This window comes from Nisaea sediminum (assembly GCF_014904705.1).
Taxonomy (GTDB): Bacteria; Pseudomonadota; Alphaproteobacteria; order Thalassobaculales; family Thalassobaculaceae; genus Nisaea; species Nisaea sediminum.
On sequence record NZ_JACZCQ010000002.1, the window covers coordinates 82,091 to 104,331 of the forward strand.

Sequence of the window (22,241 nt, forward strand, 5' to 3'; positions counted from 1 at the left end):
ACCTTTTTCTCGTCTGATCAGTGTGCTGCCGCCTTCGGGCGGCCACGACCCGGGATGTGCAGATGAACTCCATGCATTCGACGCGCGCCGATAGCGGTGCCCATGGCGGCAGGCGCGGCGCGGCCGACATATTCGGGCTATTCGACCGGCTGCTCGACCGTCTCTCCAGTCTCAGTCTATGGGTGTCGGGAATCGGAATGGTCGTCCTGACGGTGATCTTCGGCTGGCTGGTGTTCGGCCGCTACGTCCTGAACGCCACGCCCACCTGGGTGGAGCAGATCGCCTTGCTGCTGGTCTCGCTGATCGGCTTCGTCGGAGCCTCCTCCGGTGTGCATGAACGCTCTCATCTCGGCGTCTCCTTCTTCCGCGACATAGCGCCCCGACCGGTGCAGCGTTTCATGGAACTGCTCACCTATCTCATCATGGGCGTCTTCGGCCTCGTGATGATGGTGCAGACCTACAAGCTCGTGCTCTTCAAGTGGAGCGCCCAGATCCCCCTGATCGACCTTCCGGAAGGGTTGCGGGCGGTCCCGCTCACCTTCTGCGGCGCGGCCTGTCTGCTCTATTCGATCGGCCATCTGATCAGATTTTTCCGGGAGAAGACCCCGGACCCGCGTAACCAGAGCTCATAGGGGCGCCGTCATGGGTCTTCTCATTCTGCTCGGCGTCTTCGCCGTCTGCGTCGTCATCGGCGTGCCCGTCGCCTTCGCGCTGGCCGTTGCAGCTGTAACCGCCTTTTTCGTCGAGGGACTGCCGCTGGTCGTCGCCTTCCAGCGTATCATTTCCGGGATCAACGTTTTCTCGCTGATGGCGATCCCCTTCTTCATCTTCGCCGGCGAGCTCATGTTCCATGGCGGCATTGCGATCCGGCTGGTGCGCTTCGCCTCGGCGGCGGTCGGCAAGGTTCGCGGCGGGCTCGGCGTGGTGAACGTGCTCTCCTCGATGCTGTTCGGCGGCATCTCCGGCTCGGCGGTCGCGGACATCTCCGCGCTCGGCTCGATCCTGATCCCGGTGATGAAGGAGAAAGGCTATGACGACGATTACGCGGTCAACGTGACCGTGACCTCGTCGATCGCCGGCATCCTGGTGCCGCCGAGCCATAACATGATCCTGTTCGCCATCGCCGCGGGCGGCGGGATCTCGATCTCGCAGCTCTTCCTGGCCGGCGTCGTGCCTGGCGTGCTGATGTGCATCTGTCTCGCTGTCGCGGCCTATCTGATCGCCGTCCGCCGCAACTATCCGGTCGAGGTCTTCCCCGGCTTCACTGCCCTCTTCCTCAGCTTCGTGGCCGCCCTGCCGGGGCTCTTCACGGCCGTGATCATCGTCGGCGGCGTGCTCTCCGGCATCTTCACGGTGACCGAGTCCGGCGCCTTCGGCACGCTCTATGCTTTTCTCGTGACCCTCATCGTCTATCGCTCGCTCAGCTGGGAGGCGTTCAGAACCGCGGTGGTCAACTCGGTCCGGACGACCTCGATGGTTCTGATCCTGGTCGCCTCGGCGACGGCATTCGCCTACATGCTGACCTTCTACCAGGTGCCGTCTCGGATGATCGATTTCATGACCGGCGTGACGGAAAACCCGATCGGCATGCTGCTGATGATCAACGCCATGCTGCTGATCCTCGGCATGATCATGGACATGGCGGCACTGATCCTGATCTGCACGCCGATCTTTCTGCCGGTCGTCATTTCCATCGGAATGGATCCCGTGCAGTTCGGCATGATCCTGATGATGAATCTCGGGCTCGGGCTTTGCACGCCGCCGGTCGGGGCATGCCTCTTCCTCGGCTGCGCGGTCGGAAAAGTACCGATCGAGCGGGCGGTGAAGACGATCTGGCCGTTCTATGCGGCGATCCTTGTCGCGCTGATGCTGACGACCTTCATTCCGGAGATATCGCTGACCCTGCCGCGCCTGATTGAAGGATAAGCGTCAGGCAGCAGCAGCCGGCGGCGCATAGCCGTCGATCCCCGGACGGCAGACGAAGAGGCAGCCCGCCTTTGGCTGGCGCTCTTCGGTGCCGGGAGTGATCAGTCCGGGGCCCATGCAGGTGATGTAGAGGTCCTTGAGATCCTTGCCGCCGAACGCGAGACAGGTCGGCTTTTCAACCGGAACGGCGATGGTGCGGTCGACCTTGCCTTGCGGCGTGATGCGGAGGATCTGCCAGCCCTCGATGCCGGCCATCCAGTAGCAGCCGTCGGCATCCATCGTCGCGCCGTCGGGGCGCCCCGCGACCTCTCTCGTGTCGAAGAAGAGGCGCCGGTTCGTGGGGGTGCCGCTCTTCAGCTCGTAGTCGAATTGCCAGATCGTGCGCACGGCGGGATGGCTGTCGGAGAGATACATGCGCGTGCCATCGGGCGAAAACGCGAGACCGTTTTGGGTGTAGAGCCCGTCGATCACCATGCGGCAGGAACCGTCGGCTTCGAGGCAAAAGAGCTCTCCGTCACCCTCCTCGCCCGCCGCCGCGTTCCGCGGGCCGGCTTTCGGCATTGTCCCCGCCCAGAAGCGTCCGGCCGGATCGACGGAGCCGTCATTGAAACGGTGACCGGGGCGGGCTGGCGCCCGATCATTGATCATAGAAATTGCGCCGTTCGACGGATCGAACCCGGACCAGCCCTGCTCGAGCCCGAGAATGGCGCCGCCGGAACGGCGCGGGGCGACGCAGCCGATCGCCGACGGCATCGCCCATTGCTCCACGCGGCCGGTGCCGGGCGTGTAGCGATGGAGCGCCGGTGCCGCGATATCGACCCACCAGAGCGCGCCCGTGCCGCCGTCCCAGACCGCGCCCTCACCCAGCGTCGCGTGGACGTCCAGCGCGCAGTCTACCGTCACGTTCATGAATGGGCTCTCCTCAGCTCTCGGCGCGTCCGCGTCAGGCGGAAAGAGATGTCCGGTAGCGTGTGATGCTGCCGCTCAAATGGTCGCGCATCGCGACGCGCGCGCCGTCCGCATCTCCGGCGGAGATGGCATCGACGATCGCACGATGCTCTTTGTTGACCCGTTCGAGATAGGAACGGTCGATCAGCCGGGCGCGGTCCTCGTCGGAGAGGGACCTGCGCGGAATGGCGTTGCTTCCGAGCGACTCTAGAAAGGAGGTGAAGAGACTGTTGTTCGTGCCCTGGGCTATGGCGAGATGAAATGCCGCATCCCGCTCGACCGCCGAGGCACCGGCATCGATGTCGCGTTCGAACAGCGCCTGGCATTCGCGGATCCGGGCGTCCTGGGACAGGCTCCGCCGCGTGGCCGCAAGTCCGGCCGCCTCGATCTCGACCGCCATCCTCAGTTCAAGCAGGTCGAGCGCTTCGTGTACCCCCGACGGCACGAAGGTCGGCAGGTTCTTGCGTCTGGTGCCCTCGGGATCGCGTACGAAAATTCCCGCACCGCGCCGCGGCTCCACCAGTCCGTCGGCCTTGAGCACGGCAACGGCCTCGCGGATCACGGTCCGGCTGACACCGAATTCGGCTTCCAGTTCCTTCTCGGTCGGGAGCCGGTCGCCGGCCTTCATTGGGCCCGCGGCGATCTTGGCGCGCAGGGCATCGGTGGTTTCCTGGGTTAGATTCCGGCCGGCGGCCGCTGTTGGGGACTTTCGGATCACAGGAAGTACAATCCTTCAGGTATGATTATTCAGGTTCATATGTAGTACTAATTCTGCAAATTGATCAATGCCCTTCCGGCTCTCTTGGCGGTTGCGGGAAGCACCGTCGTTGCGTATAGACACCCGGCTTCGTCTCTTGCGGCGAACGGATGGGTGGCCGAGTGGTTGAAGGCACCGGTCTTGAAAACCGGCAGGCGGGTGACCGTCTCGTGGGTTCGAATCCCACCCCATCCGCCACAACTCCTCTGCTGCACCTGATTGCGTCGACATCAGGCGATATCAGACGGAGTGAGAAATTTGCCGCGGTTATTCGCTGCCGTTTCTCATTTGTTTAGGTCTCTCTGATAAGAGTCGGTTTGAATCACCTGCGGCTCATGCGGTGGACACCCTGCACGATACGGACTTCAGCTAGGCTATGAACTTCAACGAAGAGGAACGGGTTCCGATCGCGGAGCTCGCCCCACACGACGGAGCACGTCTCCACCTCAGATTTCTCGACTACTGGCTCAGGCTGCGCGGGAGGCATGCGATGCCGTCCTACGCAGACCTCGATCCCGTCGACTTTCCGTGGGCGCTGCCGAATATCTTCGTCGTCGAGATCCTGCCTGGCGGGGATTTCGTCTATCGGATCGCCGGTGAGGAACACACCCAGCGCTACCGCCGCAACCTCAAGGGCTTGCGGCTGTCGGATATCATGCAGTCCGATGCTGCGGAGGCGATCACGGAACGCTGGCGGCTGATCCTGGACATGCCTGCGGCCTTCTTCATCCTGACCGACCACCATTCGGAACAGGGGGCGAGCGTGCTCGGCGAGCGCCTTGTTCTTCCGCTCGGAAATGACAGAGCCACCCCGACGCATCTGGTCGGAATCACGAATTTCCTGAGCACGTCCAGCTTTGCCGGGTCGCTGACCGGAGATCAGAAGGTCAAATATTTCCGCTGGAGCCGCGTGGAACCGGATGCGGCCTTCGCCGAGCCGGACTTGACCGCGGGTGCGCAGGCGCCGTTAAGTTGATGGTCCGGGGCGATCGTCTCCGGAACACTTCTTCCTGCGGAGCCCGTTTCCATGCCCCTCGCCTGCCAGCGCGACAAGTTCGACCTGCCCGATGGCGTTTCCTATCTCAACACGGCCAGCCAGTCGCCGTGCCTCAGGAGCAGCTTCGAGGCGGGTGAGCGAGGATTGCGGCGAAAGCTGCATCCCTGGACACCGGAGCGGGGCAATCTCGGCCCGGAGATGGAGCGCTGCCGTACCCTCTTCGGCGGGCTCATCGGCGCAGGCTCCGACGATATCGCTATCTGCTTCACCACCAGCTACGGCATCGCGACCGCGGCCGCCAATCTCCGCCTCGAGCCGGGCAAGGACGTGCTGATGCTCGGCGGCCAGTTTCCGTCAAACGTCTATGCCTGGATACGTCTCGCGCGTATCGCCGGCGGCGACGTGCGTCTGGTGCGGCGCGGGGAGGATTTTGATTGGACCGGACCGGTGCTGGAATCGCTCGACGACGGGGTCGGGATCGTCGCCCTGCCGAACTGTCACTGGTCCGACGGTGCGCTGGTCGATCTGGAGGCGGTCAGCGCCGAATGCCGCCGACGCGGCATCCCGCTGGTGGTCGACGCGACCCAGTCTATCGCGGCGCGGCCCTTCGATCTGAAGACGGTGCAGGCGGATTTCGTCATCGCCTCCGGCTATAAGTGGCTGCTCTGCCCCGATACGATGGGCTTCATGTATGTCGCGCCGAAACACCAGCGCGGCATGCCTCTGGAACTGAACCAGCAGGCCCGCACCGGCGCGCCCTCGATGGAGACCGGCGACGGCCTCGGCGGAGAGCTGAAACCGAGCGCGCGGCGCTACGACATGGGCGCCGCCGACAGCATGGTGCACATGCCGATGTCGCTCACGGCGCTGGAGCAGATCGAGGAATGGACGCCGGCGGCGATCCACGAGTATCTGACGCGGCTGGTCGATGCGGTTGCGGACAAGGCGGCAGAGCGCGGGCTGAAGCATCCGCCGAAGGAGCGCCGGATCGGGCATTTCATCGGCCTCTACCGCGATACCCCTTGGCCGGACGGTCTGGAGCAGAAGATGGCCGCGCGTGGCGTCCATATCTGCTTCCGGAACAATGCGTTGCGGATAAGTCCTTACCTTTTCAACGACATGGGCGACATCGATCGCCTGTTCGCGGCGCTGGACGCTGAGCTCGCCTAGCCGCGCCGGAAATCAACCTTGTGGCTTTCGCCGCCGATTGAGACGGTACTCATCTGCGGCGGCGCCTCGGCGATTACCTTGCCGCGGCGGAGGACGAAGAGGCGGTTGGGCTTCAGGCGGATCGCCTCCATCGGGTCGCCGGCCTGGAGAATGACGAGATCGGCGTTGCAGCCCTTGGCGATGCCGTAGCCTTCGAGGCCCATCGCCCTCGCGGAATTTTCCGTGACGGCGGCGAACATCGCCTTCATTTCCTCGACACCGGTCATCTGCCCGACATGGACCGCCATATGCGCGACCTCCAGCATGTCGTGGCTGCCGAGGCTGTACCAGGGATCCATGACGCAGTCGTGCCCGAGGGCGACATTGATGCCCTCTGCCGTCATTTCCTTCACCCGGGTCATGCCGCGGCGCTTCGGGTAGGTGTCGTGGCGGCCCTGCAGGGTGATGTTGATGAGCGGGTTCGGGATCGCGTGGATCCGGCTCTCCGCCATCAGCGGCAGGAGCTTGGAGACGTAGTAATTGTCCATGGAATGCATCGAGGTCAGGTGCGAGCCGGCCACCCTGCCCTCGAGCCCGAGGCGCTTGGTCTCCGCCGTCAGGGTCTCGATATGGCGCGACATCGGATCGTCGGTCTCGTCGCAATGCATGTCGACCCTGAGGCCGCGCTCCGCCGCAAGCTCGCAGAGCGCGCGCACCGAGCGGGCGCCGTCTTCCATCGTGCGTTCGAAATGCGGGATGCCGCCGACCACGTCGACGCCCTTGTCCAGCGCTCGCGCGACGTTCTCGACATTCCCTGCGGAGCGGAAATAGCCGTCCTGCGGAAAGGCGACGAGCTGAATATCTATGTATGGCTTCAGCTCCTCGCGCACCTCGATCAGCGCGTCGACATTGATCATCCGCGGATCGGAGGTGTCGACATGGCTGCGGATCGCGAGCGTGCCCTTGGCGACGGACCAGCGGGCGAGCTCGCGCACGCGGTTCTTGATCGCGTCACCGGTCAGATGCGGCTTCAGTTCGCTCCAGAGCTGGATGCCCTCGAGCAGCGTGCCTGACTGGTTGAGGCGCGGTTCCCCGAGACTGAGGGTGGAATCGAGATGAAAATGCGGGTCGATGAAGGGCGGCGTCACGAGGCAGCCGCCCGCATCGATGGTCCGCCCCGCCTCGCCGGTCACGTTCGGGCCGACATCAAGGATCTTCCCGCCCTCGATGGCGATGGATTGGCCCGTGCGGCCGTCGGGAAGCGTCGCGTTGGAGATCAGGATATCGAGCATCGTTGAAACCTTTTGATCAGACCCGGTCGCCGCGCCGGAACGGCACCAGCAACGCCTTCGGATAACGAGCCCGCCGCGCCATGACCACCATGGCGGCGATGGAGAGCAGATAGGGGGCCATGAGGAAGAACTGGTAGGGGATCTGCGCGCCCGCAAGCTGCTGCGCGCGGACCTGCAGGGCGTCGAGCCCGGCGAAGAGTAGTGCCCCGAGAAGTGCCTTGCCCGGACGCCAGGAGGCGAAGATCACCAGCGCGACGCAGATCCAGCCGCGGCCGTTGATCATCCCGAAATAGAAGGCGTCGAAGGCACTCATGGTGATGAAAGCTCCGCCCACGGCCATGAAGGCGCTGCCGACCATCACGGCGCCGGTGCGGACCGCCAGCACGTCGATGCCCTGACTCTCGACCGCGACCGGGTTCTCCCCCGCCATGCGGACAGCGAGGCCGAGCGGCGTGCGCTCCAGCACGTACCAGACGGCGGGAACGGAGAGCAGAGCCAGGTAGGTCAGCGGCGTCTGGGTGAAGAGCGCCTCCCCGATCACAGGGATGTCGGAGAGGATGGGAACGGCGAAGGGCTGGAAGGGCGTGATCTTCGGCGGGGTCGTCGCATTCGGCAGCAGCATGCGGAAGACATAGTAGCTGAGCGAGGAGGCGAAGAGCGTGATCCCGATGCCGGTCACATGCTGGGAGAGGCCGAGATAGACCGTGAAACCCGCGTGAAACATGCCGAACAGCGCACCGATGAAGGCAGCGAAGACAATCCCGCCCCAGAGATCTCCACCTTGGTAGACCCACATCCATCCGGCCATCGCGCCCATCGTCATGATGCCCTCGATGCCGAGATTGAGCACCCCTGCCCGCTCGCAGATCAGCTCCCCGAGGGTGCCGAGGATGAGCGGGCTGACGATGCGGATGGTCGCGGCCCAGAAGCCGGCGGTGAGGAGGATTTCGAGCAGGTCGCCGATCATCGCCTCAGCTCCAGCGGATGCGGTAGCGGGTCAGCATGACGCTGACCAGGATGGTCAGGACCGAGAGGCCGACCAGCACGTCCGCGATATAGGTCGGGATGTCCGTCGTCCGGCTCATCGCGTCGGCGCCAACATAGACCGCCGAGATGAAGAAGGCCGAGAGGATGACGCCGAGCGGATGGAGCTGCGCCAGCATGGCGACGGCAATGCCCGCATAGCCGAAGCCGGGCGACAGATCGAGCGTGAGATACCCCTTCAGCCCCGCCACCTCGCTGACGCCTGCGATCCCGGCGAGACCGCCGGAGATCAGCGCGGTGCGGATCACCGTCGCATTGACGCCGATGCCGGCGAACCCGGCGGCGGAGGCATTGAGACCTACGGCGCGGATCTCGTAGCCCCAGACGGTGAAGCGCATCAGTGCCCAAGCGAGAACCGCAGCGACCAGCGCGAAGATGAAACCGAGATGCAGACGCCCCTTGGCCAGCAGCGGCGGCCAGACCCCCTCGTCCACGATCGGCGCGGCCTGCGGCCAGCCGAGAGACATCGGATCCTTCCACGGACCTTCGAGAAGGTAGCCGACCAGCAGCAGGATGACGAAGTTCAGCAGCAGCGTCGTCACCACCTCGTCGACCTTCATGTGGGTCTTCAGCAGCACCGGCACGATCAGGATCGCGCCGCCCGCGATGGCGCCGACCAGCATCAGGAAGGGGATCATCAGGAAAGGCGGCAGGCCGACCAGGCCTGTGCCGAAGAAGGTGGCGGCGAGCGCGCCGCAATAGAGCTGCCCTTCGGCGCCGATATTGTAGAACTTCGCCCGGAAAGCGACGGCGGCGGCGAGGCCGGTGAAGATCAGTGGCGTGGTGCGGGTAAGAGTTTCGTTGATCGCAAAGGCGGAGCCGAGGGCGCCTCTCAACAACGCCCAGTAAGAGGCGAGCACCGCCTCACCCGCCCAGAGAATCAGTCCGGCACCGAGTACCAGGGCCGCCAGGACAGCGAGAACGGGCGCCAGAATGACGCGCCAGACCTCGACCTGTTGACGTGCCTCGATACGCATCAGGCGGCCTCCGCGCCGTGTCCGGACATCATCAGGCCGACCTCACCCACTGTAAGCTCCGAAACCGGCCGCGCCGGCGTCAGGTGACCGTGATACATGACGGCGATGCGGTCGCTGAGCGCGAAGAGCTCATCCAGGTCCTCGGAGATCAGCAGGATGCCGGCGCCATCTTTGCGGGCCTCAAGCAGGCGGCGCTGCACATAAGCGATCGCACCCTCGTCGAGGCCGCGCACCGGCTGGTTCGCGAGAATAAAGCGCGGTCCGCGCGACAGCACCCGGGCAAGGATGAGCTTCTGCATGTTACCGCCTGAAAGCAAACGGGTTTCAGCTTCCGGGCCTTCGCAGCGGATGTCGAATTCCTGGATCAACTCGCGGGTGCGTTCAAGTGCCTTTCCCTTGTCGATGACGATCCCGGCGCGGGCGATCTCCCGACTGCGACGCTCCTCGCTGATGATGTTTTCCCAGAGCGGCATCTCGCCGACCACGCCCGTCGCATGACGATCCTCCGGGATGCGGGCAACGCCGCGCGCCACCAGTTCCGTCGGATCGTCTGTTCCGGGGGCGCCGAGAATTTGGACATCGCCGCTGTTGGCGAGGGCAAGACCGGAGAGCAGGCTGGCGAGCGTGCGCTGGCCGTTGCCGGCAACCCCGGCGAGGCCGACGATCTCGTGGGCCCGGATATCCAAGCTGACGGATTTGAGGCTTTGCGCCTCGGAGACTGCCTTGCAGGAGACGCCGGCGAGCCGCACGACGGGTGCGCCCGGCGCCATCGCCTCGGCGGTCGGTCGCCTCACCTCCTCGCCCACCATCATGCGCGCCAGGCCGGCGCGGTCTGCCTCGAAGGTCTTCACGGTCCCGGCGACAGCGCCTCGGCGAAGTACCACGACACGGTCTGTATGGTTCAGGATCTCGTTCAGCTTGTGGGAAATGAAGATCACCGCGAGGCCGCGCGCGGTCAGCTTCTTCAGGGTCTGGAAGAGACTGTCGGATTCCTGCGGCGTCAGCACCGCGGTCGGCTCGTCCAGAATCAGGATGCGGGCATCGCGATAGAGCGCCTTCAGGATCTCGACCCGCTGGCGCTCGCCGACGGAAAGCTCGCCGACCGGTTTGTCCGGATCCGCATCAAGACCGTACTCGACGGCCATGGAGGCGATCTTCTTGCGTGCCGATCGGATGTTCCGGCGCCAGGCGAAAAGCGGTTCGGTCCCGAGCGTGATGTTCTCCAGGACCGTCAGGTTCTCGGCCAGCGTGAAATGCTGGTGCACCATGCCGATCCCGGCATGGATCGCGGCATCGGTCGAGCCCGGCGGCAGCGGCGCGCCGTCGATCAGGATCTCCCCCTCGTCCGCCACATAATGGCCGAAGAGGATGTTCATCAGCGTGGTCTTGCCGGCGCCGTTTTCGCCGAGCAGCGCCAGGACCTCGCCCGCCCTCAGGTCGAGCGAGATCGCATCGTTCGCCGTCAGCGGGCCGAAGCGCTTGGTGACGCCCCTGAAGGAAAGCAGGGGCGTCACGGTTTCAGATGTTCGCGTCACGGGGAATGCCCCGGTCCGGATCAGAAGGTGGATTTCGGCTCTTCGTCGTTGATCTCGACCACGAATTCGCCGGAAAGGATCTTCGCCTTCAGATCCTCGACCTTGGCCTTCGCTTCCGCCGGGATCTTGTCCTCGAACTCATAATACGGGGCAAGGCTGGCGCCGCCCTTCTGCATCATGGTCCATTCCTTGTAGTCCTCGGCCTTGAAGTTGCCGGCCTTCACAAGGTCGATCGCATGGGCGATGGCCGCTTCCATGTGCCAGAGCGCGGAGGTCACCACGACATTGGTGCCGTTCTCTTCCTTGTTCATGTCGTTCACGTTGCCGAAGGCGATGATGCCCTTCTCGCGCGCCGCATCGACCACGCCGGCGCGCTCCGCATAAAGCACGTCGACGCCGGCCTCGATCTGCGCGAAGGCGGCTTCCTTGGCTTTCGGCGGGTCGTACCAGGAACCGATGAAGGTCACCTTGAACTGAATGTCCGGATCGACCGAGCGGGCGCCGTTCATGAATGCGTGGAACAGCCGGTTCACCTCGCCGATCGGATAGCCGCCGACCATGCCGATCTTCTTGGACTTGGTCATGTGACCGGCGATGATGCCCATCAGGTAGCAGGGCTCGTGGATATAGTTGTCGAAGACCGAGAAGTTGCTGCCGTGCGGCTTGAACGGATCGCCCATCAGGAAGGCGACATTCGGATACTCGTCCGCAACCTTGCGCGCCTCGCGGCTGATGCCGAAAGCCTCGCCGACAATGAGTTGGACACCGCTCTCGGCATACTCGCGCAGCACACGGATATAGTCGGTGTTGGAGACCTTCTCCGAATAGGAATACTCGATCTTGCCTGCGGCCTTGGCGGCCTCGAGGCCCTGGTGCAGCCGCGCATCCCACTTCTGCTGGATCGGCTGGGTGTAGATACCCGCGACCTTGATCTTGTCGGCAGCGTTGGCGGCCACCGGCAGCATGGAAACGGCGCTGAGAGCGGCCAGCGTGGTTAGTGCCTGGCGGCGCGAAATGAAAGTCATATCAGTCCCCCGAAAAGCGAAACGGCCTGTGCTCCGGACCCCTCCGGACACATTGAGCTCGATTTCTTTTTGCCAAATCCTCCCGCCGCACCCGTGGCATTCTTCTGCGCATTGCCCCTTTCTGCGGGGAGCCCGGACCGGGCCGGGCCAGCGATGCCATCGTGTGTGACAGTTCGATTTCAGCTTTTTGACTTTGGATTGTCAATGGAACCCGGAGAGGCGCTGAGCCTCCGCCGAGGACATTTGTTACGGCATTGTAGGAGATGTGCAGCCCCAGTCCCGTTCCGCCCTGACCCAACTTCGTGGTGAAGAACGGGTTGAAGATCTGATCGACGATGCCTTGCGTCATGCCGATTCCGTCGTCCTCGATAGTGATGGATATCGACGTCGCATCCGGCTCGGATATTGTCAGACGAACGGTTCCGGTTCCTTCCGGAAAAGCATGCTTTACCGCGTTGTCGACGAGGTTTGTTATGACCTGTCCGATTTCGCCCGGATAGCTGTCCAGCTGGATCTCTGCCGGAATCTCTCCGACAACGACGTTAATGGACCTGCTTATCGACGGCTGCAGGGTGAGCACGATACCGCCGATCAGGTCGTTGAGCTTGAAGACACGTCTGTAGGAGGCCGTGCGGTCCACAGCGACCTGCTTGAAATTGCTCACGAGATTGCAGGCACGCTCGACATTCATCTCGGCGACGGATGTCCCTCATCGCATCCGGTAAGCGAAAACAGGCTGACAAGGATCGCAAAGCCGGATTTCACAGGCCGCATGGGGATCTCCGCCAAGGTTGAGCGGCAAATTTTTCTCACTTTTGAGATAATGACTCGTAAACGCGTGACTCGGGCATGCCCCGATCTTTCCCGCGAGGCACTGCACTGACGATCCGAATCAGGTATCAAGGGCCGATCATTTAGGAGGAGGAAGCAATGGCGGAGTTGGAAGTTTATCTGTCGGGCGAGATCCATACCGATTGGCGCAAGGAGATCGAGGACGCGGCGAAGAGCGCTTCTCTCGATATCGCCTTCACCGCTCCCGTGACGGTGCACGAGAACAGCGACGATTGCGGCGTGACGATCCTCGGCGCCGAGGAGAACAATTTCTGGGCCGATCACAAGGGGGCCAAGATCAATGCGATCCGGACACGCACCCTGATCGAGCGCGCCGACGTGGTCGTGGTCCGCTTCGGCGACAAATACAAGCAATGGAACGCGGCGTTCGATGCCGGTTATGCGGCGGCGCTCGGCAAGCCCTTGATCGTGCAGCACGACCCCTCGCTGACCCACCCTCTGAAAGAGGTCGACGGTGCGGCCCTTGCCGTCGCCGAAACGCCGGCGCAGGTCGCGGCGATCCTGCGCTACGTGATGACGGGCGAACTCCAGTCGGCGGTATAAGCAGATGAAGCATATCGGCATCGTCGGGTGTTCGGCCGAGGGCGCGGCCTTGTGCTACCGCACGATCTGTTCGGAGGGTGCGGAGCGACTCGGCGCACACGTCCATCCGGATATCTCGATGCATACGCCCTCGCTGTCGCGCTATGTCGCCTGCCTGGAAGCCGGTGACATCAACGGCGTGGCCGATCTCATGCTGGATTCGGCCAGGCGGCTGGAGCATGCCGGAGCCGATTTCCTGATCTGCCCCGACAATACGATTCACCAGGCTTTTCCGCTCCTTACGGGGCGATCTCCGCTTCCCTGGGTGCATATCGCGGAAGCGGTGACAGCCGCGGCGGTCGAGAGCGGTTACACAAAGCTCGGCATCACAGGGACACGCTGGCTGGTGGAAAGCGACGTTTATCCGGAAAAGCTGGAGGCAGAGGGTATCGCCTGGCAGCGCCCCTCGCCCGAGGAGATCGAGGAAGCGGCAAGAATCATCATGGACGAGCTTGTCCCGGGGATTATCCGCCCCTCTTCCGTGGCCTACTTCCGGAACGTCATAGAGGGTTTGAAGGGCGCTGGATGCGACGCCGTCATTCTCGGGTGTACGGAAATTCCACTGATCGTCAATGACGCGAACAGCGCGCTGCCGGTTCTGGATTCGACCCGGCTGCTGGCGCGCGCTGCTCTCGACGCCGCTTGCGCATAAAAAACGCGCCGCAGAAGCGGCGCGCTTAGGGAGCCTCGGGGGTGGGGCTTAGCCGAAAGTTATGTATTCGGCCCAGATTTGATCGAGCTGACGCAAGGTCGCGGTCGCGGCTTCCATCTCTTTCGCGAGATCGGCACGGCCGTTGGTGAATTCCATATGGCGCTGTTCGAGATCCCGAAGCCGGGCAACGACATCGCGCCCTTTGGGAGACAGCCGCAGGCGCACCGACCGGCGGTCATGCGCGGCCCGCTCCTGCTCGAGATAGCCGTATTCGGACAGCTTCTTGACGTTATAGGAGACCGTCGAAGCCTGGTACCCCTTGCGGTGGATCAGGTCGCGGACAGGAATGTCCTCGTCGCCGATCCCGACCAGCATGAGTGCCTGGGACGGATTGATGTTGTTGATGCCCATGCTTTCCAGCTCGACGCGAACCACGTCGAGATAGCGCCGGTGGAGCCGGTCGAGCATGGCTGTCAGCTCCATGTAGCTCGCCCGCACGTCCTCTGCGTTTCCGCCGACAGCAATATCGGCCGTATCGATCTTGAGAGCAGAGCGTCGAAGTGTCTGGACGGTCATAGGAGGCCTCCGCGTCGGATGTTCCGTTGCTTACGAACTAATACCATTCCATCAAAATGGTTTCGAATTGTAAAGTTTAAAGAGCGATCGACATTACGAACGGTTGTCAGTGCATGGTATGTATCTATTTCCATAGGCTAATCCCCTGTTTTCTAAATAAAAATTTAGATGAAATTCGTGGAGAAAATCTTAATCGGGGGCCCAAACCGGGTCGCCGTTGCAGGATCTTACCGCTTGCGCCCGACAGCACTGTGAGACTCCTCACAGTTTGACCTCTCCCTCCCCGAACCGGCTATAAGCCAACACCGGATCTCGCAGCAGAATGGAGCCGACAATGAACCCAGCGACGGACAGCGGCGCGCGCTATGTCGACAGTTACTATAGCCGTAGCGTCAAGGCACCCGAGGCGCGCCCGGTCCTGGAGGCGGATACGGACTGCGATATCTGTGTCGTCGGCGGCGGGATGGCGGGCCTCGCCACGGCGCTCGGACTGGCCGAACGCGGGCGCGACGTCGTCCTGCTCGAAGCGAACCGGATCGGCTGGGGTGCTTCCGGCCGCAATGGCGGCTTTGTCAGCGGCGGATACAGCCTTGGCCTTGGCGATATAGAAGCCAGGGTCGGGCGGACGGATGCGGACGCGCTCTTCCGGCTCACCCTCGACGCGATGGACCTCATCAAGAAACGTATTGAACTCTACGGAATCGATGCTGGCCCGATGCGGTCCGGTATCATGAAGGCTTCCTGGTTCGCCAACGCCGACGGTATGAAGGCGAATGCGGACATGATGAACGAGAAGTACGGCCTGGGTCTCGAGTTTCAAAGCCGCGAGCAGATGCGGGAGCTCTATCGCACGACGCGCTATCATGAAGGGGTGTTGAACCCGACGGCGTTCCAGTTCCACTCGCTCAATTTCACCAACGGCATTGCCGACGCGGCCAAGTCACACGGCACGCGGATCTTCGAGAATTCCGCCGTCACCCATATGGATCTGACGGACGACCGGAAGCGGATCGATACGGCGCGAGGCAGCGTCTTTGCCAATCAGGTCGTGATCTGCTGCTCCGGCTATATCGGCTATCTGCATCCGAAACTGTCGCGCGCGACCTTGCCGGTCGGCACCTACGTGGTTCTGACCGAGCCGCTCGGGGATCGACTGCAGGACGCGATCCGCGCGCCTTACGGCACCTCCGACAGCCGGATCGCGAACGACTATTACCGGGTTCTGCCGGATACCCGCCTGCTCTGGGGCGGCCGTGTCAGCTCAAATCTTTCTCCGCGCGATCTCGACAGAAAGATGATCGGCGACATCCTGCGTATCTATCCCCAGCTCGAGGGGATCAGGGCGGAAGTCGCCTGGCCGGGAACCATGGGCTATTCGGTACACAAGATGCCCCAGATCGGGCGGCTTTCGGACGGCGTCTGGTTCAACCAGGGTTACGGCGGCCACGGCATGTGCGCGACCACGGCCGGCGGAGAGGTCGTGGCGAAGGCGATCGCTGACGGCGACGAGACCTACAAACTGTTCGCGCCGTTCGGGCTCAATTTCGCCGGAGGTCAGCTGGGTCCGCTGATTGCGCAATGCGCCTATTGGGGATTTCAGCTCCAGGACCTCTGGCAAGCCTGGCGCTCGAAATAGAAATAGGGCGCAAGGGACGGATATCGCCGCGTTGTCCGCTCATCGAGGATCGGCTCCATCAGACACTCGAAACGGAACCGAACCATGAACGACAAACGCTATATCGCACTCCCGACCGATGTCGCCCGGCACTATCAGGCGGGCGGCGCGGACGCCAATGGGCAGATACCCGAACGGAAAATCTCCGAGGGTGGTTCAATGCCGTGCCGGCACTGCCTGTCGGAAATCGCCGCGGGTGACGAATATCTCGTTCTCGCCCACCGCCCCTTTCCTGCTGCACAGCCTTATGCGGAACTTGGCCCGATCTTCCTGCACGCGAAGGACTGCGCGCGCTATGCGGAAGAACAATCGGTCCCCGCGATGTTCCGGGGATGGGACAATATCATGCTGCGTGGCTACGGAGCCGACGACCGGATCGTCTACGGCACCGGCACGGTGATCGGAACCGGGGAAATCGAGGCGGCTGCGGATGCGATCCTCGCCAACCCGGACGTGCGCTACGTCCATGCACGCTCGGCGAAGAACAATTGCTACCAGTGCCGGATCGAACGTGCGGGCTGAGGAACAACCGTAACGGTCGGCGTTCCTCCGGCGCGAGAGCGCGCTTCACGACATCTGGTTGGACAGATGGCCCGCTCAGGCCATCTGCTCCTTCACCTTGAGGAACTTCACCTTCGGCCAGTTCTCGGCGGTGTGCTGAAGGTGCCAGCCGTTGCGGGCCATGAAGACCGGCATGTCGTCATGGTCGTCGGCGAGATCGCCCTGATTGGCGTCCATGAACTTCTTCAGCTCCGCCGGGTCGTCCGCCTCGAGCCAGCGTGCCGTGTGAAGCGCCGCAGGTTCGAAAGTGACGGGAACGTCGTATTCCGTGCGGATGCGGTCCGCCAGAACGTCGAACTGAAGGGCGCCGACGACACCGACGATCCAGCTTCCGCCGATCCGGGTTTTGAAGGCCTTCGCCGCGCCTTCTTCCGCAAGCTGGACGATCGCCTTCTCGAGATGCTTGGCGCGGAGCGGGTCGGTCGGCCGGACCCGCTGCAGCAGTTCCGGCGCGAAGCTCGGGATGCCGTTGAACTGCAGATCCTCGCCCTCGGTCAGCGCATCGCCGATCCGCAGGTTGCCATGGTTCGGAATGCCGATGATGTCGCCGGGCCAGGCCTCGTCGGCGATTTCGCGATCCTGCGCCAGGAACATCACCGGATTGTGGATGTTCATGATCTTGCCGCTGCGGACATGCTTCAGCTTGGCGCCGCGCTTGAAATGTCCGGAGCAGATTCGCGCGAAGGCGATACGGTCCCGGTGCTTCGGATCCATATTCGCCTGGATCTTGAAGACGAAGGCCGCGACCTTCTTCTCGTCCGGATTGACCTTGCGGGTCTTGGTCGGGTGCGGGCGCGGCGACGGCGCATAGCGTGCGACACCGTCGAGCAACTCGCGGACGCCGAAATTGTTCACCGCGCTGCCGAAATAGACCGGGGTCATGTGGCCGCCGAGAAAGGCCTCCGGATCGAATTCCGGACAGAGCCCGCGCGCCATCTCGACTTCCTCGCGCAGCTGGTTGACGGCGGAGGCCGGCAGCAGCTGATCCAGCTTCGGATCGTCGAGACCCTTGCAGGTCTGACCCTCATCCGGTGCGTCGTGGCTGCCGCGCTCCATCAGGATCAGCTTGTCGTTCAGGAGATCGTAGCAGCCGCGGAAGCTCTTCCCCATGCCGATCGGCCAACTCGCCGGCGTCACGTCGAGCGCGAGGCTCTGCTCGATCTCGTCGATCAGCTCGAAACTGTCGCGCGCCTCTCGGTCCATCTTGTTGACGAAGGTGATGATCGGCACGTCGCGCAGGCGGCAGACCTCGAACAGCTTCAGGGTCTGTTCCTCGATGCCTTTCGCGCCATCGATCACCATGATCGCACTGTCGACCGCGGTCAGCGTCCGGTAGGTGTCCTCGGAAAAGTCCTCGTGGCCCGGCGTGTCGAGCAGGTTGAAGGTGTTGTTCCCGTAGTCGAAGGTCATGACCGACGAGGCGACCGAAATGCCGCGCTCGCGTTCGACCTTCATCCAGTCGGAATGCGCACGCCGCTGCTGACCGCGCGCCTTGACCGCGCCCGCCATCTGGATGGCGCCGCCGAACAGCAGCAGTTTTTCCGTGAGCGTGGTCTTACCGGCGTCCGGGTGCGCGATGATCGCGAAGGTGCGCCGGCGCTCGACCGCTTGGTGCAGGGAACTCATCAAACCGTCCTTGTTGGAGAACGCCGTGTATATAAAGATTTTGTGCGATCAGTCCAATAGACGATCCTTAGAGGCGGGTATGCCTCGTTTGGGGAGGAAAGATGCAGCCGCGGCAGGGCGAAATGAACCTGATCACCGACGTACCGGGATTGCTGGTCGGCAACGCACATGACGAGCGGGTCCGAAGCGGGGTCACGGTGCTCATACCGGAAAGCGGAGAGATGGTCGCCTCGGTCGATGCACGGGGTGGAGGTACCGGCAGCCGGGAGCTCGACCTGCTGCGCCCGGAAGCGACTGTGGCCGCGGTCAATGCACTGGTCCTGAGCGGCGGCTCCGCCTTCGGGCTCGATGCAGCAGGCGGGGTGATGGCCCATCTCCGCGCCAGGGAGATCGGATTCAAGGTCGGGCCTTCCGTCGTCCCCATCGTGCCGGAAGCGATTCTCTTCGACCTGAACAATGGCGGCGACAAGGACTGGGGTGAGGAAAGCCCCTACCCTGCGCTCGGACGTGCTGCGGCGGAAAGCGCGGCGGCGGATTTCGCACTCGGAAACTCAGGCGCTGGCTTCGGTGCACAGGCGAGCGGTTTCAAGGGCGGGCTCGGGAGCGCCTCGATCAGGTTCGAGAATGGTACGACGGTCGGTGCGCTGGTTGCGGTGAACGCGGTCGGGGCCGCGACCTTTCCGGTCTCCGGCGCGTTCTTCGCCTGGGATTTAGAGATCGACGGAGAATTCGGCGGTAGGACGCCTGTGCCGGAAGACAGGGCAAGCGGCATCCGTCTGCCGAAACTCGCCCGCGCGGGAGAGAACACCACGATCGCCATCGTTGCGACGGACGCGCGGCTTTCGAAGGCGGAGTGCCGGCAGTTCGCGCTCATGGCCCAGCAGGGCCTGACGCATGCGATCCGCCCCGCCCACACGCCGTTCGACGGCGATACGGTGTTCGGCGTTTCGACCGGACGAAGAGCGCTCGCCGATCCGGCCTTAGACCTTGCACGATTGGGGGCTTATGCGGCCAACTGTCTTGCACGGGCGATTGCCCGCGGGATCTATGAGGCTGAAAGTCTGGGAGATGCGACAGGCTACCGCGCGCATTTCGGAATGACATGAAGATCGACATGAACAGCCTCACACCGGAAAGCAGGATCACCATCCGTACCCTGCTGTTGCGCGATATCGGCGGGTTGTTTCTGGTCGCCCTTGCCGCCCTTATGGCGGTCACGATGTATTTCGGGACCCAGGGGGCGCTTGTCATACTGCGTGAGAATGCCGGAAACGTGATCCACACCACGGTCCGGTTTCTCTCCACGCATATGGAACCGGCGATCAGAACGGCCGAGGTCATCGGACGAAAGGTCCTTCCCGAGGGCCCCAACGTCAGTCCCACTAACATCGAAATGGCCCGGACCGCCATGCAGCTCGATCCGCAGATCCGGGGAATGGCGTTCTTCTGGACCGATGGAAGATATGAGACCGTGCAGGCGGACGGCACGGCCAGATTGCACAATTATGCGCCGGGTTCGGAGGCGGATCGGGCGGTCAAGGAAGCCCGTCTGGTGGCCGAACCCTATGTCGCCGAACCGATCTTCTCCCGGCTGGTCGGCCGGACTCTCGTGACAGCGCGAAATCCGATCTTCGACGATTCCGGCACCTATCTCGGGTTCGCCGCCAGTGCGATTTCGCTCTACGACCTGTCCGTCTTCGCCAGTCAGGTCGACCTGGTCGGCGGTCTGGTCTTCGTCGTGGACAATGACGGTTATGTCATCGCGCATCCAACCCTCACCGATCCAGAGATCGCGAAACGCATGACGGCCGAGAAACCGCTGCTGCACGGATCGGAAATAGGTGACCCGGTGCTCGCCGCCTTTCTCGATCCTGCGCAGCACAAGGTGGACGACCTCGAGGATGGTGACGGCATCAAGATTCGAAGAGCGAGGATCAATGACAAACGCTATTTTTCCCTGACGCTCGATGTGCCGGTGAGCCAGGACGGAGCTTTCACCGTCGGAATATATGTCGACGAGGATTCCTCCAGCTACACGGACATGATTCGTTATTTGGCTTATGGCGCCCTTGCGGGCCTAGGGGTGATGGCACTCGCCATGCTGCGCCTCTGGCAGCTTGCGGAACGGATCCGACAGCCGGTCAGCGAACTGGCGACGGCGTCCAATGCCGTTGCCAAGTTCGATCTCGACCACGTTGTTCCCATCGGCGGAAACTCGGTGCAGGAATTCAACGACGCGGCGATGGCCTTCAACCGGATGGTGAAGGGGCTCGCCCAGTTCGGCATCTATGTGCCACGCTCGCTCGTGCGGGCTATTCTGGACAAGTCGGAGCCGACCGGCATTTCCTCCGTTGATCGTGAAGTCACGGTGCTGTTCTCCGACATCGTCGGCTTCACCACCCTCTCGCAGAGCGCTCCCGCGGAAGAAATCGTCGCGCTGCTGAACGATCACTTCACTTTGATGAACGAGGCGATCGAGGCCGAAGGCGGCAATATCGATAAATATGTCGGCGACAGCGTGATGGCATTCTGGGGCGCGCCCGCGGAACGCGAGGATCACGCCGCGGCCTGTCTGCGCTCTGTCCGGCGGATCGCGGATTTGCTGCGCGCGGATAATGAGCGCCGAGAACGGACCGGGCAGCGGGTCCTGCATATCCGCCTCGGCATCGCGACCGGGCGGGCGGTTGTCGGAAATATCGGTGCGCCGGGGCGTATCAACTACACCATGATCGGCGACACGGTGAATGTCGCGAACCGGCTGGAGCAGCTCGGCAAGCAGGTCGCCCCCGGAACGGATCTCTGCGTCCTCGTGTCAGAGGAAACAGCCGTTGCGGCCGGAAATCCCCCCGATCTCGAGGATGTCGGAGAATTCGAGCTGCGCGGGCGCAGCGGTGCGGTCAAGGTCTACCGTCTCAATCTCGACCGGAAATAAGAAACAAACGAGGGCACGCCGGAACGTGCCTGGAGGAAGCAATCACATGAAGATCAAGAGCGTCGACGTCATCCCCCTGCAGATCCCGTTCGAGGACGGAAGTCCCGGCGTCGGGCTGATGCCGACGAAATGGACCAAGCTCGACATAGCGCTGGTGCGGATCGAGACCGAGGACGGCCTCGTCGGTTGGGGCGACGGATTCGCCTATTCCTGCCGCAGGGCCACGGTCGCGGCCATCGAGGACATGGTCGCTCCGCTGCTCATCGGGCGCGAGATCAACGATCTCGCAGCTCTCAATCTAGAGCTCCAGCAACGTCTGCATCTGCACGGGCGCTATGGCATCACCATCTTCGCCATCTCCGCCGTCGATATCGCGCTCTGGGATCTGAAGGCGAAGACGGAAGGTGTTTCCCTGGCAAAGCTGCTCGCGGACAAGCCGAAGACTTCCCTGCCCGCCTATGCGAGCCTGGTGCGCTACGGGGAGCCGGATCTGGTCCGCTCTTTCAGCGCAAAGGTCGTGGATGAGGGGTACAGCACCGTCAAGCTGCACGAGATCGCGCTTGAGGCCATCGAGGCCGGACGCGACGGCGCCGGTGCGGCGACGAAGATCTCCACCGACGTGAACTGCAACTGGTCGCTGGAATTCGCACGAAAGATCATGCCGGAGATGAAACGGCTCGATCTCTACTGGGTCGAGGAGCCGGTCTTTCCGCCGGACGACGCCGAGGTTTTGGGGGCGCTGCAGACGGAATACGGCGTGCCGATCGCGAGTGGAGAAAATGCCTGCACTTCGGTCGAATTCGCCCGCACGGCGCCGGCCATCCATTACCTGCAGCCGAGCGTGACCAAGGTCGGCGGCGTCACCGAGTTCCTCAAGGTCTGCGATCTCGCGGAACGGCACGGCGCGAAGATCATGCCGCACGCGCCCTATTTCGGTCCCGGCTACTGGGCGACGCTCCAGCTCATGGCCGCCCGCGGGATCTGCGAGCAGTTCGAGCATCTTTATGTCACGCCGGACGCCTATCTGGATCCTTCAATCCCGTTGCCGGAAAAAGGCGTGGTGGCCGTGCCGGACCGCCCCGGGATCGGTTTCGAACCGAATCCGTCGACGTTGGATCGCTACCGGATCTGACCC

21 protein-coding genes and 1 tRNA gene are annotated in these 22,241 nt (G+C 63.1%); 12 read left to right on the top strand and 10 right to left on the bottom strand.

Features of this window, described 5'->3' with window-relative positions; all coding sequences use genetic code 11:
* Nucleotides 1-62: 62 nt before the first annotated feature.
* Entirely contained in the window at nucleotides 63-632 is a 570-nt protein-coding gene (locus IG122_RS03870) for a TRAP transporter small permease (protein WP_226893319.1), read from the top strand.
* A 10-nt stretch (nucleotides 633-642) separates the two neighbouring features.
* Complete coding sequence (locus tag IG122_RS03875; protein ID WP_193180648.1) at nucleotides 643-1,926, top strand: TRAP transporter large permease; 1,284 nt, start codon at nucleotides 643-645, stop codon at nucleotides 1,924-1,926.
* 3 nt (nucleotides 1,927-1,929) lie between these two features.
* Here IG122_RS03875 and IG122_RS03880 read toward each other — a convergent pair whose 3' ends face one another.
* Together IG122_RS03880 and IG122_RS03885 are read right to left on the bottom strand one after the other, a co-directional pair.
* On the bottom strand, nucleotides 1,930-2,835 hold the full coding sequence (locus IG122_RS03880; RefSeq protein ID WP_193180650.1) for an SMP-30/gluconolactonase/LRE family protein: 906 nt from the start codon (nucleotides 2,833-2,835) through the stop codon (nucleotides 1,930-1,932).
* Nucleotides 2,836-2,869: 34 nt separating this feature from the next.
* Nucleotides 2,870-3,592 (bottom strand): FadR/GntR family transcriptional regulator, encoded by a 723-nt coding sequence (locus IG122_RS03885; RefSeq protein WP_193180652.1) that lies wholly within the window; start codon nucleotides 3,590-3,592, stop codon nucleotides 2,870-2,872.
* Nucleotides 3,593-3,739: 147 nt separating this feature from the next.
* Here IG122_RS03885 and IG122_RS03890 point away from each other — a divergent pair.
* The 3 genes from IG122_RS03890 to IG122_RS03900 all read left to right on the top strand — a co-directional run bounded on the left by IG122_RS03890 (nucleotide 3,740) and on the right by IG122_RS03900 (nucleotide 5,798).
* A tRNA-Ser gene (locus IG122_RS03890) sits at nucleotides 3,740-3,829 on the top strand.
* A gap of 178 nt (nucleotides 3,830-4,007) precedes the next feature.
* The gene (locus tag IG122_RS03895; protein WP_193180654.1) at nucleotides 4,008-4,607 is read left to right on the top strand and encodes a PAS domain-containing protein; all 600 of its coding nucleotides are present in this window, start codon (nucleotides 4,008-4,010) and stop codon (nucleotides 4,605-4,607) included.
* Nucleotides 4,608-4,658: 51 nt separating this feature from the next.
* On the top strand, nucleotides 4,659-5,798 hold the full coding sequence (locus IG122_RS03900; protein WP_193180656.1) for an aminotransferase class V-fold PLP-dependent enzyme: 1,140 nt from the start codon (nucleotides 4,659-4,661) through the stop codon (nucleotides 5,796-5,798).
* Here IG122_RS03900 and IG122_RS03905 read toward each other — a convergent pair.
* The 6 genes from IG122_RS03905 to IG122_RS03930 are packed head-to-tail and all read right to left on the bottom strand — an operon-like array spanning nucleotide 5,795 to nucleotide 12,341.
* Nucleotides 5,795-7,069 (bottom strand): amidohydrolase family protein, encoded by a 1,275-nt coding sequence (locus IG122_RS03905; protein ID WP_193180658.1) that lies wholly within the window; start codon nucleotides 7,067-7,069, stop codon nucleotides 5,795-5,797. The genes IG122_RS03900 and IG122_RS03905 overlap by 4 nt on opposite strands.
* 16 nt (nucleotides 7,070-7,085) lie before the next feature.
* The gene (locus IG122_RS03910; RefSeq protein ID WP_193180660.1) at nucleotides 7,086-8,036 is read right to left on the bottom strand and encodes an ABC transporter permease; all 951 of its coding nucleotides are present in this window, start codon (nucleotides 8,034-8,036) and stop codon (nucleotides 7,086-7,088) included.
* 4 nt (nucleotides 8,037-8,040) lie between these two features.
* Nucleotides 8,041-9,090, bottom strand: a complete 1,050-nt coding sequence (locus IG122_RS03915) for an ABC transporter permease (RefSeq protein WP_193180662.1) — start codon at nucleotides 9,088-9,090, stop codon at nucleotides 8,041-8,043.
* Nucleotides 9,090-10,625, bottom strand: a complete 1,536-nt coding sequence (locus tag IG122_RS03920) for an ABC transporter ATP-binding protein (RefSeq protein ID WP_319024810.1) — start codon at nucleotides 10,623-10,625, stop codon at nucleotides 9,090-9,092. Before IG122_RS03920 ends, IG122_RS03915 begins: the two co-directional genes overlap by 1 nt.
* A gap of 20 nt (nucleotides 10,626-10,645) precedes the next feature.
* The gene (locus IG122_RS03925) at nucleotides 10,646-11,650 is read right to left on the bottom strand and encodes a BMP family protein (protein WP_193180664.1); all 1,005 of its coding nucleotides are present in this window, start codon (nucleotides 11,648-11,650) and stop codon (nucleotides 10,646-10,648) included.
* A 1-nt stretch (nucleotide 11,651) separates the two neighbouring features.
* Complete coding sequence (locus tag IG122_RS03930; RefSeq protein ID WP_193180666.1) at nucleotides 11,652-12,341, bottom strand: ATP-binding protein; 690 nt, start codon at nucleotides 12,339-12,341, stop codon at nucleotides 11,652-11,654.
* A 239-nt stretch (nucleotides 12,342-12,580) separates the two neighbouring features.
* Here IG122_RS03930 and IG122_RS03935 point away from each other — a divergent pair, with 239 nt between their 5' ends.
* Both IG122_RS03935 and IG122_RS03940 read left to right on the top strand, forming a co-directional pair.
* On the top strand, nucleotides 12,581-13,045 hold the full coding sequence (locus IG122_RS03935; RefSeq protein WP_193180668.1) for a YtoQ family protein: 465 nt from the start codon (nucleotides 12,581-12,583) through the stop codon (nucleotides 13,043-13,045).
* Nucleotides 13,046-13,049: 4 nt separating this feature from the next.
* Nucleotides 13,050-13,736: an aspartate/glutamate racemase family protein gene (locus IG122_RS03940; RefSeq protein WP_193180670.1), complete on the top strand. Its 687-nt coding sequence runs from the start codon at nucleotides 13,050-13,052 to the stop codon at nucleotides 13,734-13,736.
* A 48-nt stretch (nucleotides 13,737-13,784) separates the two neighbouring features.
* On the opposite strand, the gene IG122_RS03945 is transcribed toward IG122_RS03940, so the two are convergent.
* Complete coding sequence (locus tag IG122_RS03945; protein WP_193180672.1) at nucleotides 13,785-14,312, bottom strand: MarR family winged helix-turn-helix transcriptional regulator; 528 nt, start codon at nucleotides 14,310-14,312, stop codon at nucleotides 13,785-13,787.
* A gap of 334 nt (nucleotides 14,313-14,646) precedes the next feature.
* On the opposite strand from IG122_RS03945, the gene IG122_RS03950 reads away from it, so the two are divergent.
* A complete protein-coding gene (locus tag IG122_RS03950; protein ID WP_193180675.1) occupies nucleotides 14,647-15,948 on the top strand; it encodes an NAD(P)/FAD-dependent oxidoreductase in 1,302 nt (433 codons plus the stop codon).
* A gap of 84 nt (nucleotides 15,949-16,032) precedes the next feature.
* The gene (locus IG122_RS03955; RefSeq protein ID WP_193180677.1) at nucleotides 16,033-16,509 is read left to right on the top strand and encodes a DUF1203 domain-containing protein; all 477 of its coding nucleotides are present in this window, start codon (nucleotides 16,033-16,035) and stop codon (nucleotides 16,507-16,509) included.
* Nucleotides 16,510-16,584: 75 nt separating this feature from the next.
* Here IG122_RS03955 and IG122_RS03960 read toward each other — a convergent pair whose 3' ends face one another.
* Nucleotides 16,585-18,174, bottom strand: coding sequence for a peptide chain release factor 3 (locus IG122_RS03960; protein WP_193180679.1), 1,590 nt, complete (start codon nucleotides 18,172-18,174; stop codon nucleotides 16,585-16,587).
* A 101-nt stretch (nucleotides 18,175-18,275) separates the two neighbouring features.
* On the opposite strand from IG122_RS03960, the gene IG122_RS03965 reads away from it, so the two are divergent.
* The 3 genes from IG122_RS03965 to IG122_RS03975 are packed head-to-tail and all read left to right on the top strand — an operon-like array spanning nucleotide 18,276 to nucleotide 22,238.
* Nucleotides 18,276-19,280 carry a P1 family peptidase gene (locus IG122_RS03965; protein WP_193180687.1) on the top strand — a complete coding sequence of 335 codons (1,005 nt, stop codon included), beginning with the start codon at nucleotides 18,276-18,278 and terminating at the stop codon, nucleotides 19,278-19,280.
* 8 nt (nucleotides 19,281-19,288) lie between these two features.
* A complete protein-coding gene (locus tag IG122_RS03970; RefSeq protein ID WP_193180689.1) occupies nucleotides 19,289-21,106 on the top strand; it encodes an adenylate/guanylate cyclase domain-containing protein in 1,818 nt (605 codons plus the stop codon).
* 46 nt (nucleotides 21,107-21,152) lie between these two features.
* Nucleotides 21,153-22,238: a mandelate racemase/muconate lactonizing enzyme family protein gene (locus tag IG122_RS03975; RefSeq protein ID WP_193180691.1), complete on the top strand. Its 1,086-nt coding sequence runs from the start codon at nucleotides 21,153-21,155 to the stop codon at nucleotides 22,236-22,238.
* Nucleotides 22,239-22,241: the final 3 nt, after the last annotated feature.

What these genes read in the sequence shown, in the direction of transcription:
- IG122_RS03970 (WP_193180689.1), top strand. Translation starts at nt 19,289, where the DNA reads ATGAACAGCCTCACACCGGAAAGCAGGATCACCATCCGTACCCTGCTG.
- IG122_RS03940 (WP_193180670.1), top strand. Translation starts at nt 13,050, where the DNA reads ATGAAGCATATCGGCATCGTCGGGTGTTCGGCCGAGGGCGCGGCCTTG.
- IG122_RS03935 (WP_193180668.1), top strand. Translation starts at nt 12,581, where the DNA reads ATGGCGGAGTTGGAAGTTTATCTGTCGGGCGAGATCCATACCGATTGG.
- IG122_RS03905 (WP_193180658.1), bottom strand. Translation starts at nt 7,069, where the DNA reads ATGCTCGATATCCTGATCTCCAACGCGACGCTTCCCGACGGCCGCACG.
- IG122_RS03915 (WP_193180662.1), bottom strand. Translation starts at nt 9,090, where the DNA reads ATGCGTATCGAGGCACGTCAACAGGTCGAGGTCTGGCGCGTCATTCTG.
- IG122_RS03975 (WP_193180691.1), top strand. Translation starts at nt 21,153, where the DNA reads ATGAAGATCAAGAGCGTCGACGTCATCCCCCTGCAGATCCCGTTCGAG.
- IG122_RS03900 (WP_193180656.1), top strand. Translation starts at nt 4,659, where the DNA reads ATGCCCCTCGCCTGCCAGCGCGACAAGTTCGACCTGCCCGATGGCGTT.
- IG122_RS03880 (WP_193180650.1), bottom strand. Translation starts at nt 2,835, where the DNA reads ATGAACGTGACGGTAGACTGCGCGCTGGACGTCCACGCGACGCTGGGT.
- IG122_RS03910 (WP_193180660.1), bottom strand. Translation starts at nt 8,036, where the DNA reads ATGATCGGCGACCTGCTCGAAATCCTCCTCACCGCCGGCTTCTGGGCC.
- IG122_RS03955 (WP_193180677.1), top strand. Translation starts at nt 16,033, where the DNA reads ATGAACGACAAACGCTATATCGCACTCCCGACCGATGTCGCCCGGCAC.
- IG122_RS03930 (WP_193180666.1), bottom strand. Translation starts at nt 12,341, where the DNA reads ATGAATGTCGAGCGTGCCTGCAATCTCGTGAGCAATTTCAAGCAGGTC.
- IG122_RS03895 (WP_193180654.1), top strand. Translation starts at nt 4,008, where the DNA reads ATGAACTTCAACGAAGAGGAACGGGTTCCGATCGCGGAGCTCGCCCCA.
- IG122_RS03945 (WP_193180672.1), bottom strand. Translation starts at nt 14,312, where the DNA reads ATGACCGTCCAGACACTTCGACGCTCTGCTCTCAAGATCGATACGGCC.
- IG122_RS03960 (WP_193180679.1), bottom strand. Translation starts at nt 18,174, where the DNA reads ATGAGTTCCCTGCACCAAGCGGTCGAGCGCCGGCGCACCTTCGCGATC.
- IG122_RS03925 (WP_193180664.1), bottom strand. Translation starts at nt 11,650, where the DNA reads ATGACTTTCATTTCGCGCCGCCAGGCACTAACCACGCTGGCCGCTCTC.
- IG122_RS03950 (WP_193180675.1), top strand. Translation starts at nt 14,647, where the DNA reads ATGAACCCAGCGACGGACAGCGGCGCGCGCTATGTCGACAGTTACTAT.
- IG122_RS03870 (WP_226893319.1), top strand. Translation starts at nt 63, where the DNA reads ATGAACTCCATGCATTCGACGCGCGCCGATAGCGGTGCCCATGGCGGC.
- IG122_RS03965 (WP_193180687.1), top strand. Translation starts at nt 18,276, where the DNA reads ATGCAGCCGCGGCAGGGCGAAATGAACCTGATCACCGACGTACCGGGA.
- IG122_RS03875 (WP_193180648.1), top strand. Translation starts at nt 643, where the DNA reads ATGGGTCTTCTCATTCTGCTCGGCGTCTTCGCCGTCTGCGTCGTCATC.